Annotated in this window: 10 protein-coding genes; 5 read left to right on the plus strand and 5 right to left on the minus strand. The window is 68.8% G+C overall.

Annotated features, from left to right (window positions below; translation table 11 throughout):
• Positions 1-250 precede the first annotated feature (250 nt).
• The 5 genes from WMF12_RS38110 (at position 251) to WMF12_RS38130 (ending at position 7,974) form a co-directional block, all read left to right on the plus strand.
• Positions 251-2,551 (plus strand): GumC family protein, encoded by a 2,301-nt coding sequence (locus WMF12_RS38110; RefSeq protein WP_437853122.1) that lies wholly within the window; start codon positions 251-253, stop codon positions 2,549-2,551.
• A 12-nt stretch (positions 2,552-2,563) separates the two neighbouring features.
• The gene (locus WMF12_RS38115; RefSeq protein ID WP_437853124.1) at positions 2,564-4,117 is read left to right on the plus strand and encodes a hypothetical protein; all 1,554 of its coding nucleotides are present in this window, start codon (positions 2,564-2,566) and stop codon (positions 4,115-4,117) included.
• Between the two features lie 169 nt (positions 4,118-4,286).
• Complete coding sequence (locus tag WMF12_RS38120) at positions 4,287-5,096, plus strand: hypothetical protein (RefSeq protein ID WP_044966717.1); 810 nt, start codon at positions 4,287-4,289, stop codon at positions 5,094-5,096.
• A gap of 59 nt (positions 5,097-5,155) precedes the next feature.
• Positions 5,156-6,421, plus strand: a complete 1,266-nt coding sequence (locus WMF12_RS38125) for a glycosyltransferase family 4 protein (protein WP_437853126.1) — start codon at positions 5,156-5,158, stop codon at positions 6,419-6,421.
• Entirely contained in the window at positions 6,418-7,974 is a 1,557-nt protein-coding gene (locus WMF12_RS38130) for a heparinase II/III domain-containing protein (RefSeq protein WP_437853128.1), read from the plus strand. The genes WMF12_RS38125 and WMF12_RS38130 overlap by 4 nt, the downstream gene beginning before the upstream one ends.
• Positions 7,975-8,145: 171 nt before the next feature.
• Here WMF12_RS38130 and WMF12_RS38135 read toward each other — a convergent pair whose 3' ends face one another.
• The 5 genes from WMF12_RS38135 to WMF12_RS38155 form a co-directional block, all read right to left on the minus strand.
• Positions 8,146-8,892: a class I SAM-dependent methyltransferase gene (locus WMF12_RS38135; RefSeq protein ID WP_437545233.1), complete on the minus strand. Its 747-nt coding sequence runs from the start codon at positions 8,890-8,892 to the stop codon at positions 8,146-8,148.
• Between the two features lie 55 nt (positions 8,893-8,947).
• A complete protein-coding gene (locus tag WMF12_RS38140; RefSeq protein ID WP_437853130.1) occupies positions 8,948-10,513 on the minus strand; it encodes a glycosyltransferase family 4 protein in 1,566 nt (521 codons plus the stop codon).
• A 405-nt stretch (positions 10,514-10,918) separates the two neighbouring features.
• Positions 10,919-11,611: a class I SAM-dependent methyltransferase gene (locus WMF12_RS38145; protein ID WP_049876490.1), complete on the minus strand. Its 693-nt coding sequence runs from the start codon at positions 11,609-11,611 to the stop codon at positions 10,919-10,921.
• Between the two features lie 376 nt (positions 11,612-11,987).
• Positions 11,988-12,452 carry a serine O-acetyltransferase gene (locus WMF12_RS38150; RefSeq protein ID WP_437741642.1) on the minus strand — a complete coding sequence of 155 codons (465 nt, stop codon included), beginning with the start codon at positions 12,450-12,452 and terminating at the stop codon, positions 11,988-11,990.
• Complete coding sequence (locus WMF12_RS38155) at positions 12,449-13,555, minus strand: glycosyltransferase family 4 protein (RefSeq protein ID WP_437853133.1); 1,107 nt, start codon at positions 13,553-13,555, stop codon at positions 12,449-12,451. The genes WMF12_RS38150 and WMF12_RS38155 overlap by 4 nt, the downstream gene beginning before the upstream one ends.
• Positions 13,556-14,015 lie beyond the last annotated feature (460 nt).

Below are 14,015 nucleotides of genomic sequence, written 5' to 3' on the forward strand. Positions count from 1 at the left end.
ACTGCCTGAGCGCGTTTTCCGCTTCCGAACGCGCGGCCGGAGTGTACTCCATCGGCGCGAGCGTCGCACCGCGCGAGAATGTGCCGCACCCCGCCTCCCCGCCGCCAGGCCGCGCATTGTCACGATGCGTACATTATGCTACATCGTCCCCCTGTTGAGAACCCCGGCTTGAATTTTGGAGACACCGCGGGCACCTTAGCCCTCCGCGCGGACCTCTACCCTCCACGAAGGCGCTTCGGGCGCATGACTTATGGCCGACGAATCCAGAGCCCCCTCCACGACCGCTCTCCGCGACGACACCGCAGGCGAGCGCGCGTTCGACCTCGTCGTCACCTGGCGAACGGTCAGCAAGCACTGGGCCATCGCGCTGACCACCCTGCTCCTGGTCGCGCTCAGCGTCACGTTCTATACGCTCGGGCAGAAGAAGATCTATCAATCCGCGGCGACGGTGCAGTTCGATCCGAACCCTCCTCGGCCGCTCGGCCGCGGGGTCGACACCGTGGTCGACATGGGCGCCGGCTCGTACTGGAATAACCGCGAGTACTATGAAACCCAGTACAAGGTCATCCGGTCCATCCGGGTGGCGCTGGCGGTCGTCGCCCAGCTCAACCTGCAGAACGATGCCTATTTTCTGAAGGACCTCCCGAAGGACGCGGCCTCGCCCGGGCCGATGTCCGTGACCCCGGAGGAGGCCGCGGAGCTCCTGCGCGAGCGGCTCGTTGTCGAGCCGGTGAAGGACAGCCGCCTCGCGGTGATCCGCTACAACGACGCGGATCGCGAGCGGGCTCAGCGCATCCTCACCACGTTGATGGACATCTACATCGAGCAGAACCTCGATGACGCGGTCGCCTCGACGAACTCAGCAGTCGATTGGCTCCGGGCGCAGCTCGACAAGCTGAAGAACGATCTCGAGACGAGCGAGACGTCGCTCCACGAATACAAGCTCAGCAAGAACATCCTCGACGTCGATTTCGAGGACAAGACGAACCTGCTGCGCGAGGAGATGAAGCAGATCAACGACGCTCTCACGTCCGTGCGCACGAAACGTGAAGAGTTCGCGGCCCGGAGCCACGAGCTGTCGAAGCTCGACCCGAACACCCCGCTCGACCTCCCCGCCTCCGAGCTCATCCAGAGCCCGGTCCTCCAGATGCTGCGCGCGCGCCAGGAGGAGTGCGTCCGTGAGCGCGACGCGCTCATCGGCTCCGGCAAGGGTGAAAACCACCCCGACGTCCGCGCCGCGACCGAGCGGGTCGCCGCCAACAGGAGCGCGCTGGTCGCCGAGATCAAGAACGTTCAGGGCGCGGTCAACCGCGATCTCGCCATCGTGAAGCGCCAGGAGGGGGGCCTCGTGGGGCTGCTCGAGGACGCGAAGAAGCAGGCGTTCGAGCTGAACTCACTCAAGATCGAGTACGATCGACTCCGCAGGACGAAGGACAACACAGAGAAGCTGTACCAGCTCGTCCTGGAGCGCACGAAGGAGAGCGATCTCCAGCGAATGCTGCGGGTGAACAACATCCACGTCCTCGATCGGCCGAACTTCCCGCTCACCGCGCTGCGGCCGCGCGTCGGCGTCAACATCGGGATAGGCATCCTCGCCGGGCTGCTCCTCGGGATCGGCGCCGCGCTGGCGCGGGCGATGCTCGATCGCACGCTGCGGACGCCGGATGAGGTCGAGCGGGAGCTCGGGCTACCCTTCCTCGGGCTCCTCCCGGAGTTCGACAAGCGGGACCAGAAGTACGCCCAGCGCCGCAGGGCGCGCCACCGCGGCAAGGCCGCGCCCCCGCTGGGCCGGCGCGAGCTCGTCGTGCACGATCAGCCGACGAGCGGGATCGCCGAGGCGGCGCGCGCGATCCGGACCAACCTGCTCTTCATGTCGCCCGACCGGCCTTACAAGACGCTCCTCATCACCAGCGCCGGCCCCAGCGAGGGCAAGACGACCGTGTGCTGCTGCATCGCGGTCGCCATGGCGCAGGCCGGACAGAAGGTCGTCCTCATCGATTGCGACCTCCGCAAGCCGCGCATCCACCAGATCTTCGGCAAGAGCCCGGAGCTCGGCGTCACCAGCGCGTTGCTCGACGACTCCGTGGTGGACGACGAGAGCGCGCTCAAGACCGAGGTGGAGAACCTCTACGTCATCCCGGCAGGCCCGATCCCGCCGAACCCGGCGGAGCTCTTGCACAGCGCTCGCTTCCAGGCGCTGCTCCAGAAGCTCCAGAGCCGCTTCGACCGGGTCATCATCGACAGCCCTCCCATCGTCGCGGTCACCGACGGCGCCGTGCTGTCGACGCTGGTCGACGGCACGGTCCTCGTCGTGCGCGCCTCCGCGACGAGGCACGACTTCGCGCGCTATGGGATCCGCGCGCTGCTCGACGTCGGCGGCAAGACCGTGGGCGTCGTGCTGAACGCCGTCGATCTGAAGCGCCAAGAGTACGGGGTTTACCACTACTATGGCGACAGGAAGGACGGCTATTACCACGCGCCCTCCGAGCCGGCGCCCCCGGCCCCGACGGACGCTCCTCCGCCCCCCTCTCCACCCCCCTTGCCGAACTGAGGAGCGCCGCCGTTGCCCTCGCTGAGACTCCCCCGCGCGCGCGGCGCTGCGCGCGCCCCCGGCGCGGCGCCCGCGCGGCGGGCGAAGACGCCCCTCGGCCGGATGACCGCGATGCTCCTCGTCGGGACGCTGGCGGCCCTCGGCCCGATCCTCGAGGGAGCGCTCGGCGACGGCCGCGGATGGACGATCGGCCTCTTGCTCTTGCTGGCCGCCCCGTCGCTCGCCCGCGCCAGCGGCCCCCGGTTCCATCCGCTGGATCCGGAGACCTACATACCAGCAGCCTATTTCCTCAGCGTCGCCTACTCACCCATCCTGCGCCTCCTCATCTCCCGCGAGTTCTCCCTGTCGAGCCATGAGACGGCAGCCATGCGGGTGGCCTATGCCGGCGCGGTCGGGTGCGCCCTCGCCTGCACCGCGCTGAGCCGCCCCCAGGAAGCACCCGACCTGCAGCGCCTGGTCCCGGCGCACAGGCCCAAGGCGACGCTGGACCAGGACTGGGCCACGATCCTCGTCGGCATGGTGGGCCTGGGGCTCGTGGTCACGTGGATCGCCACGATCGGCGTGGGGCGGTTCTTCTCGATGAACTACGCCTCCAATCACCTCGAGGCGGATGGCAAAGGGCTGCTCACCGGCGGCTGGCATCTCATCGGGGTGGCCGTCGTTTATCTCCTCCTCCGGGTCGTATCGCTCCGCAAGGCGGGGCTGGCCGTGCCGAGGGTGGTCTCGCTCGCGGGGTTCTGCTTCTTCGTGAGCTTCCTGCTCAACACGATCATGGGCCGGCGGGGCCCCCTCGTCTGGACGGTCCTCTCCGTCGCGCTCGCCGTGCATGCCTTCGGCATCCAGATCCGACGCGTATGGCTGGCCATCGGAATGGTGGGCGTCCTCTTTTACGGCATCGTCGTGGAAGGCGCCCGCGCCGAGCAGGGCAGCGGGCTCGACGCGCAGATATCGTCGGCCAGCGCGTACCTCGATCGGATCGAGAACCCGCTGGAGATCGGAGAGCTCCAGCGCGTCTACGCCAACCTCGTCAGCGTCGTGAACGAGCAGCCGCCCATCATCAGCTACCCAGGCGAGAGCTGGGTGAACGCGTTCCTCATCCTGGTGCCCAAGCCGCTCTGGAGCGAGCGACCGCTCGGCCTCGCGCAGCGATATGCCATGTGGACGGCCCCCGACCTCGCGCGCCGCGGCGCCGGCTTCGCGATGGGCGCCGCCGCCGAAGGGTACCTGAACTTCGGGCTCGCCGGCACGGCCATCGAGATCGCGGTCTTCAGCTCGCTCTTCTTCATGATGCCGCTCCTCGTGGCCGGCGCGCGCGGCTCGCCCCTGCTCGCCCGCGCCGCGGCGGTGAACCTCGCCTCGTTCGCGTACAACCAGTTTCGCGGCGAGCTGACCGCGCTGCTCAAGATCACGGTGTCGCTGGGGATCGCGCTGCTCGCGGCGGTCGTGCTCACCTCGGTGGTCGCGCACCTGCGGCGCGGGCTGGCCGCCCTAGGCCCGACACGCCGGAGATTCGGGCAGCGCCCGCGCGATCCGCGCCTCGGGCCCTCGTCGGCGCTGGGGCGGTAGCCGCGCCGACCGGGGTTGGCCGGCGCGAGGACAACGCGGGACCGCGCGCCCGCAAGCCGCAGGATGGACCGCGCGGCGCGCGGCGTCGGAACATGAAGAGCGGAGAAGCCAGGTCCCTATCGTCATGAGATTTCCCTTTCGTTTGAACCGTTCAGGCTGGCCGGCGCGCATGCTGCCTCGCAGGGTCTGCTTCCCGGACCCGCGGGCTCTTCTCCGGCCCGAGGAGATCACGTCGCCCGAGGTGTTCTCGGAGCGGATCTCCGTCCTCTTGCTGGGCGGCACCTACAAGACGACGCGGCCGGGCAGGCACCGGCAGAGCGACGCCCTCCTCGTGGGAGCGCTCCGCCAGAAGAGCCCCGTCGTCCTCGATGTCGGTGCCTCCGACGGGAGCACGGCGCTCGATCTGATCACCGCGCTCGGCGACGCCTTCGAGGCGTACTATGTGACGGACAGGGCGCTCTCGCTCCGGGTGCGCGCCGACGACCGCGGGCGCGCGTTCTTCTATGATGCGGACGGCGCCTGCGTCCTCGCCGCCACCCCGCGCTTGCTGTTCTATCCCGCAGCGGCGGGCTCGCGCCGCTGGCCGCGCTGGGTGCTCCCCGGGTGGCGCGGCGCCATCCCGCCGTTCGACCCGGCCTATCCGGAGGTATCGCTCGTCCAGCCGCGGCTCCGCGAGATCGCGCGCCGTGACGCGCGCGTGCGCCTCAGGCCCCACGACATCTTCCAGCCGTGGGACGGCCCCGCGCCGACGGTCGTCAAGGCAGCGAACATCCTGAACCGCGCCTATTTCTCCGACGATCAGATCCGCCGAGCCGCGCGCAATTTCTGGCGCGCGCTCGCGCCTGACGGGCTGCTCCTTGTGATCGACAACCGCGACGCCGAGAAGGCCTCGCTGTTCGCGCGAACGGAGGGCGGCTTCGGGCACATCGACAGCATCCATGGCGGAACCGAGATCAAGGAGCTCATCCTGAGCTGCTGAAGCCCCTCGTTCATCGGCAGCGAAGCTCGCTTCCCACGCACGGACCTCCTGAAGCCCTCATGCGCATCCTCTACGTCTCTCCCTACTTTCCCCCCGAGTCCGGGGCCCCCGCCGCGCGTGTCTCCGAGCTCGCCCGGGCCTGGCGGCGTGCCGGACACGAGGTCACGGTCCTGACGGGCATGCCGAACCACCCGACAGGGGTGATCCCGGCTGCCTATCGAGGTCGGCTCCGCGTGGAAGAGGACTTCCACGGGGTCCGGGTCCTCCGCACCTGGATCTACGCCGCCGCCAACCGGGGCAAGGTGCGCCGCTCGCTCGCGTATGGGTCCTTCGCCCTGTCTGCGCTCTCGCTCGCGCAGCTCGGTTTACCGCAGGCCGACATCCTCATCGCGACGAGCCCCCAGTTCCTCGCGGCCGTGGCCGGCTACGGGCTCTCAAGGCTCCGCGGGCTGCCGTTCGTGTTCGAGGTGCGCGACCTCTGGCCCGAGTCGATCGTGGCCGTGGGCGCGCTGTCGGCCGGGCACGCGGTCGTGCGCGGGCTCACGCGCGTCGAGGAGCACCTCTACGAGGCGTCCGACGGGATCGTGGTCGTCACGCAGAGCTTCCGGGAGCGGCTCATCCAGCGAGGAGTCCCCGCCGACAAGATCGACGTCATCAGGAACGGCGTGGACCTCGGGCGCTTCACCCCCGCCTCGCGCGACACGCCGCTCCGGGAGAAGCTCGGCTTCGGCGACCGCCTCGTCGTGGCGTACGTCGGAACGCACGGCATGGCGCACGGCCTCTCCGCCGTGCTCGATGTGGCGCGCGGCCTGCGCGCCCGCGACGACATTCGCTTCCTGTTCGTCGGCGAGGGGGCGGAGCGGGCCAGCCTGGAGGCGCGCGCCCGGGAGCTCGGGCTCTCCAACGTGACGTTCCTCGGCGCCCTCCCGCGCGATGCGGTCACCGAGGTGTATGCGACCGCCGATATCTGCCTCGTTCCCCTGCGCAAGACCGAGCTCTTTCACACGGTCATCCCGTCCAAGATCTTCGAGATCCTCGCCATGGAGCGGCCCATCGTGATCTCGGTCGACGGAGAAGCGCGGTCCATCGTCGAGGAGGCGAGCGCCGGCGTCTTTGCTCCCCCGGAAGACGTACCGGCCATGACCCGGGCGATCGTCGAGCTCGCCTCCGATCCCGAGCGGCGAAGGCGCATGGGGCCGGCAGGGCGGGCCTACGTGATGCGCTCGTTCGAGCGCGACATGCTCGCGCGCGAGTATGTCGATGTGCTGGAGCGCGTGCTCTGCCGCTCGCGCTCTCGTGAGGGCCAGAGCAGGAGCAAGCGATGAACCTCCCGCGGATCGCCCGCACCCTCGTCCAGCTCCATCCGCTGCAGGTCCTCGCCCGCCCGATCGCCCTCGGCCACCGCGCGCTCGGCGGGGGGCCGAGCGCGGCGCTGGCGCCTCGCCTCCGGCCGGGCTTTGCCCCGTCGAGCCCGCGGTTCGCGGCCTTCGCCGACGCGGAGAAGGAGCGCGGGCGCGCGCGGCTGGCCGCCATTCCCGAAGGGTCGCTCCTGCACGCCTACGAGCGCGCCTACGGCTATGAGCTCGGTGCCGAGCCGACCCTCCCCGCCCCGAGCGCGTGGGACGACCCGATCGCGTCGCACCCGTTTCCCGCGTCGGTGCGCGCCCGCCGGCTCGCGGCGGCGGCGCGCCTCGGCCGCCCCGGGCTCTCTGCCGAGCTGGCGCGCGCGTGTCGGGCCATCGCGCTCGGCCTCGAGCTTCACCTGCTCGCCAATCACCTCCTGGAGAACGCGATCGGGCTCGTGTGCGGCGGCGCCGTGGCCCAGGGGCCCGAGGCCGAGGCGTGGTGGCGGCTCGGCTCCGCGATCCTGGCGTGGCAGCTGCCGGAGCAATTCCTCGCGGACGGCGGCCATTTCGAGCTCTCCGCGTCGTACCACCTCGCGCTGACGGCCGGGCTGCTCGAGGCCATCGAGCTCGCGCAGGCGGCCGGCCGCGAGGTGCCCGAGCGCTGGAGGACCACGGCGGAGAGGGCGCTCGAGTGGGCCGCCGCCGTGCGCGCGCCGGACGGCTCGTACCCGCTCTTCAACGATGCGTCGCTCGACGCCGCGCCGGAGCTCGACCACGTCCTCGCCCTCGGCGAGGACCTCGGCCTCTTCACGCCGGGCAGGGCCTCCGGTGGCGGGCGGGCAGCCCCCGGCGCGCCGCCGGACGACACGCCGTCGCTCGACCACCTCGCGGCCACCGGCTGGGTGATCCTGCGGTTCGGCGACCGGGCCTGGCTCGCGCTCGACGCGGGGATGGATGGAGCCTCCTATCAGCCCGGGCACGTGCACGCGGACGCGCTCACCTTCGAGCTATGGCTCCGCGGAGAGCGCGCTGTCGTCGACTACGGGGTCTCCAGCTACAAGACCGACGGCGACCGGCAGACCACCCGCTCCACGCGCGTCCACAACACGGTGGAGCTCGGCGACGTGGATTCGAGCGAGGTGTGGAGCGCCTTCCGCGTCGGCCGCCGGGCGCGCGCCGGGGTGCGCAGGCTCGAGCGCGCCTCGACGCACGTCGCCGTCGAGGCTGAACACGACGGGTATCGAGCTCTCCCCGGAGCCCCCCGGCATCGCCGGACGGTGGAGCTGTCCGCTCGGGAGCTCGTGGTCCTCGACGACATCCTGGGCGGCAGGACGAGCGCCTGCTCCCGGCTCAGGCTCGACGAGGCCGTCTTGCGACGCCAGCCCATCGAGATCGAGGGCATCCAGCTCACGCCCGAGCGGAGCCCGGGCGTGTGGCACTCCTGCTTCCGGAAGCCCCAGGCGGCCACGGTGTTCTCCGGGCGCGGTGACGTGCGCGACGCCTGGCGCGCCGGCTTTCGCATCCGTTTTTAGAGCGACGGTCACCCGCTTCGGATACGGGCCCACCTCGACGTTTTCGGTGCTCAGCGCACCGGAGTGCGCTTGCGCGCCGAAAACGCCGATCTGGGCCCGTCTCCTGTGCGGGAGACCGCCGCTCTGCTCGGCATGGTGCAGAGGTGGGCGGAAACCGCTGCAGGCCGTGCGCTACTCGCGGACGAGGCTGCCTGTGAGCGTGATGCGAAAAGGCGCGAGCGCCTCGACCTTGTCGAGCACGAGGTGCAGCGCCAGCGCAGCCTGGTGGAGCCCGGGGATCAACACCGTGTAGCTCGGGTGGTCGACCCCGGTAGCGAGCTTGTCGACGCGGAAGCCCGCGGCCTTCGCGAGGCGCTTCACGGCCCAGACCGTGTTCATGCGGAAGTACGTCGGGTACGGCTTGGCATTGTCGCTGCCGCTCGTCCCGCGCAGCAGCCCGACGTAGAGCGTATGAAACCAGTGCGGCGTGAGGTGGGTCGCGAGGCCCGAATAGGAGAGGAGGTTCGGCGCCGTGAACACGAACCGCCCTCCCGGCCGCAGCAGGCGGTGCGCCTCGCGCAGCACCGCTTCGGGCCGCTCGAGGTGCTCGAGCAGGTGGTCCGCGGCGATCACGTCCGCGCAGCCGTCGGGCAGCGGGATCGACTCGCCGTACGCGCAGATATGCCGCTGCGCCGGGTTGCGCGCGAGCGCCTCCTCATCCGGATCGACCGCGTAGATGGTCTTGCCGTCGAGAGGCACCGTCGCGACCTTGCCGAACCACAGCGGCCCGCAGCCGAGGTGGATGATGTCCGTCGCCGGCGCGACCGCCTCGTCCACGATGCCCTGGTAGACCTTCCAGTAATGCGCATGATCGCTGAAACGATAATAGAGCTCGTTCGTCTTGCAGTTGAGACCAACGATCTTGCGGGCAATATCCACGATATCTCCTCAATCAGTCCGGCGGCACGAACACATCAGCGCGGGATAGCGGCCCTCACACCACCGAGAAGCGCCCGTGCGGGCGCGAATCCCGCGTGCGGGGCGGCGGCCGGCGCAGCAGCAGGCGCTCTGCAGAGTCCACGACGAGCTGCAGCAGCATGTCGGCCTGCGGATTGACCGCGCACTCCTCGCTGTCCCAGCGGAAGCGCAGCTCGACGGTCTCGCCCTCGAGCTGGATCGGGAACACCGCGACCACCGCCTCGCGGAGCTGCTGCGCCGTCGCCGCGTCCTGCTCCCAGCTCCAGGGCTTCACGCGCGCGCTGCCGTTGGCCCCGGCGGAGCTCACCTCGAGCGCGACGAGCTTCGCCTCCTCGGCAAAGCGCTCGAGCACCGGGCGCAGCTTGTCCACGCCGCTCGCGGCCTCGATCTCCATCAGCGCCCACGGCACAGCGCGGCGCAGCGCCTCCACGGTGGCCTCGCGGGCGCGCCGGGGGTCCTGCGGCTGCGCCCCGAAGAGCGGGAGCGAGCCCGCCGTGCGCACCACGATGAAGAGCACCACGCTGCAGGCGACGAGGGCGAACCCGATCTCGAGCGAGCGGCCGACATACGCCACCAGCGCGACAACGGTGAACAGCAGGCTGAGCCCATACAGGATCAGCACCGCGCTGCGATGGGAGTGGCCCTTGTCGAGCAGCTTGTGGTGGATGTGCGAACGATCGGCGGAGAAGATCGGCCGGCGAGCGACATAACGCCGCACCATCGCCGAGATCATGTCGAAGATCGGCAGGCCCAGCGCGAGCAGCGGCACCATGACGGCGAGCGCAGTGCCGCCCTTGTGCGTGCCCACGCCGAAGAGAGGGATCGCGGCCAGCATGAACCCAAGGAACATGCTCCCGGTGTCCCCCATGAAGATCGTCGCGGGGTGAAAGTTGTGAAACAGGAACCCCACGATCGCGCCCGCGAGCGTCGCCGCGAGCAGGCAGATCACCATGTTGCCGGGGTAGCCGCCGAGGTACGCGGTGATGAAGTTCGCGACGCAGGCGAAGAAGCCGACGCCCGCCGCGAGCCCGTCGAGCCCGTCGATCAGGTTGACCGCGTTGATGATGGCGACGAACCACGGAATCGTCACCAGGAACGAGAGCGGCCAGAACGATACATGCCCGAAGTACGGCAGCGTCACGCACTCGAGGCGGAGCCCGAAGGCCCAGGCGATCGACGCGACGAGGACCTGCGCGGCCAGCTTGTGCCGCGCGCGCATTCCCTTCGTATCGTCCCAGGCGCCGACCGCGGCGATCGCCAGCCCTCCAGCCAGCAGCCCCACCACCAGCGAGTGCTGCGAGAACCACATCAGCCCGATCTGCGTCCTCAGCGCGACCAGGATGAACAGCGGCAGCACGAAACCCGCCACGATCGCGAGCCCGCCCAGGCGCGGGACGCGCCGCGTGTGTACGCGTCGCGCGGTCGGTTCATCCACTGCCCCCACCGTCACCGCCAAACGGCGCGCGAGCGGCGTCGCTGCCCACGAGAGCACCAGCGCCAGAATGACCGCCGTGAGCGTACTTACCATCGCTCGCTCCTCTGGAAATCCCGCACCCCTAAGGTGCGGCGCGGCGGGCGACATTCATAGCTTATCACCATGGCGGACAGCCCGTTGTTGGTGCGCACCTAGTACCCCAAGTCAGCACACGGAACAACCCAGGAGCAGGCTTTGGAATGCGGCGAGCATCTGGAATGTTCCGCTGCCGCTTACATTTTACAGTCACATCGAACAATTTTACCTGTGAGTGTCTACCATGGTGCGTCGGCCTGGTGACAATGTCGTTATGCCGGACTCGGCCGTGGCGGGGCTTGCCGTGAAAGCAGAAACGCCTTCATCGGGACAGAGACGTGGCCTCGGCGGGCCCTTTTCGTCCCCGCAGGGCTTGGAGCCCCTCGCGAGGCGCGTGGCGCTCCATAACAGCGATGGAGCCCGCGCCTGGTGTGCGCTTTCTGGCCCGAGACTCCATGGTGTGATGGAGTCGGGCCATCAGCTCTTTTCGGCGACGCAGAAGATGTACGGGGACGTGACGGCGTTCGGTCGGGGAGCCAGGCCGCGCGCGTCGAGCGCCCAGACGAGCTCAGCAACGGCGGAGGCAGCGCCGACCGCCGGCAGGCGGAGCCAGCGCGACCCGATGCTGCCCACGCCGAAGAGGCTGACGTCCAGCGGAAGGATGTAGTCGCTCCGCAGCACATGGAGGCCCGCGTCGCGATGCGCCTTCACCAGCGCCTCGCGATCCAGCGGAACATGAACGTCGTAGGTGGGCCTGTCGGTGACCTTGGCCACCCACCCCACGAGCCCGCGCATGTTCGGGATCTCCGTGACGATGCGCCCGCCTGGGCGCAGGTAGCGCGCGCACGCGCGGAGGCAGCCCGCCGTGTCCTCGAAGTGCTCGACCACGCCGAGCGACACCACCGCGTCGAAGGCGCCCACGAAGCGCTCCGGAGGCTCGAACAGATCGGCGCACACGATCTCGCCAGGGATGCCGGCGCTCGCGAGGATGTCCCGCTCCTGCGCGCATCCAATCTCGGTATAGTCGAGCCCGCTGACCTGAAAGCCAAACTCACGCGCGAGGTAGGGGAGCCAGGCGGAACGACCACAGCCGATCTCCAGCAGGCGTTGCCCCTTCGTGTCCATGCCCTCGAACGCGCGAACGAACTCCCGATGAAATGCCTGGCGCACGTATTGCCGAAGCCCACGCGCGTGCGGATCCACCGGCTTTGGGAGCGACCGGTTCGACCACACTTGATTCCAATGCGCTTTTCCTGCCTTGTCTCCGGCCGACGACGCCGCGTTGCTCATCACGTCCTCGCTAGGGCAGGGCCGCCGGCGGGGCGGGTGCCTCGCGAAAGGAATCACGGTTTCCCAGCTCGGTCCAGGACAAATCTGGACGAATGTCGCAGCGCGTCGCCCCGGGCGCTCCCCGGCCCGGCGAAGCCAGGGCGCACGTGGCGATGCAGGCGCGCGCGGGCCACGCGCGCCATGGACGCGCGCCATGGAACAGGGCGCGCGTGGAGATGCGCCCGGTCACGTGGTCCGGCCGACCCGATCCTGCGGATCAGGCGCTCGGGTTATCCAGCTCGTAGTACTTGAGCTTCCTGTCGGACGCGATGATCCTGAACGGATTCCCGGCGACGACGGAGTTGGACGGCACGTCCTTGTTCACGACGCTGTTGGCTCCGATGATCACATTATCCCCGATGGCGATGTCGCCGAAGATCGCGCTCCCCGCTCCGACATAGACGTCGTTGCCCAGGCGCGGGACGCCCTGGCTGCCGAAGTTTCTCCCTATCGTGACGTTCTGGCAGACGAGGCAGTTGTCGCCGATGACCGTCCTCGTGTGGATCACGACCCCGAGCCCCCAGTAAGCGAGCCTGAAATTCGCCCCGATCGTGGCCGAGGAGGGAACGAAGACCGCGAACACGAACCTGTTCAACCACGTGATGAGCGTGGCGACGAAGGTCAGGTTGTTTCGATAAAAGAAGTTTCCCAGCCGATACAGCAGCACAGAAGGGTTCTTCATAGCGTCGATAACAGGTCTCTGAACTTGGTCACGGCATGACCCATCCTGTTGGTCTGCCTCACCCTCTCGAGCGAGCGCCGCGAGAACTCCTCCAGCAGCGCCGGCTCGCGGAGGACGGTCAGGACCGCCTCGGCGATCTGGCCCGGGCTCCCGACGTCCACCAGGAGCCCATTTCTCCCGGACACCACGAGATCGTTCACGGCGCCCACCCTGCTGGACACGACGGGGACCCCGAGGGCCATGACCTCGAGCAAGGCGTTCGGGAACCCTTCGCTGTGCGAGGTGAACACGCACAGATCGAAAGACGAGATGACCTCGTTCTTGTCCGTCGAGAGCCAGCCCATGTACTCGGTGTTCGCGAGCTGGTTCTCGGCAATGAACCTGCGCACGTTGTCCAGCTCGCTTCCGTCTCCGTAGATCTTGGCGCTGACCGAGGCGTTCGCCCGCTGCAAGAGGAGCATGGCCTCGAGGAAATCGTAAATACCCTTCTGCCTCTCGATCCGGTTGAAATAGAGCAGCCTCAAGGGCCTGTCCATGGCCCGAGGGTATGCCTTGTGTCCCACGTCGCCGAAGCTGGAGTCGGGCAGCCAGTTCTCGATGACGACGAGTTTGTCCCCGTACACCTCGGGGACCAGGCTCTGGAAGAAGCTCCGCCAGGTTTCGCTCTGACATATCACGACATCGCAGGATCTCACGACGGCGCTCAGGTACGACCTGTACAGCCTGCTCCTGGCGACGTTGTCGACGATCGGCCCCGAGCGAGGGAAGATGACGACCTTCTTGCCGAGCAGCTTGCCGAGGAGCCCGATCGATCCCTTCTCGACGAAGCTCAGCCCCGAGCTCGAGAACAAGAGGACCGCATCCACCCTCGAGAAGAGCAGCGCCCTGACGCACCTCAGCACCCTCGGCGCGATCCTGTGCAGCCTGCGGCGCGCCGATTGCACCCGGATGCTGTCGAGGGTGGAGTCGACGAGGAGGAAATCGAAATCGTCTTTCAGATCGCTCTCGATCAGAGAGCGACAAGCAAAGTACTGCCCACCCATCTTCCCGTCAGCCGGGGGATTGAACGAGCCCACGAACAGGATTCGTTTCTTGTCTGCCATCGCGTCGCTATCGTCGCGGAGGTGATACCATACCTGTGCGGCGATGGATGGCGGGAACGCCCGTTCGCCGAGCGCCGGGCCGACAGCGCCGGATCGGCGCCGAACGGCCCGCGACCCCAGGAAAGCAGCCAGCCTGCCTCGGCACAGGGCGGTGGAGGCGGGCTCTGCAGGCGCGCCCTCCCGCCGCCCCGACCAGCCGCGGCGCGGCCGCCTCTCGCGGCCGCGGCCGGTGGCCCGTGACGTTGCCCTCCGGCACCTCGAGCGGCCACCGATTCCGCCTCCTTCCGCTGTTTCACGCTGGCCCCGTACGACCCGGTTGACAGTCTTGGCGCTCCGACCTACAAGGTCCCCAACCCTCACGCGCACGTAAGGGTCATGGTTTCAACCGAGCACGGTTTCGAGCGCGACGGGCCGATGACCATCCGATGACCACCCGCCACCACCTTCCGCTAGCCCACGA

The organism is Sorangium sp. So ce363, from assembly GCF_051520435.1.
Lineage (GTDB): Bacteria > Myxococcota_A > Polyangia > Polyangiales > Polyangiaceae > Sorangium > Sorangium cellulosum_B.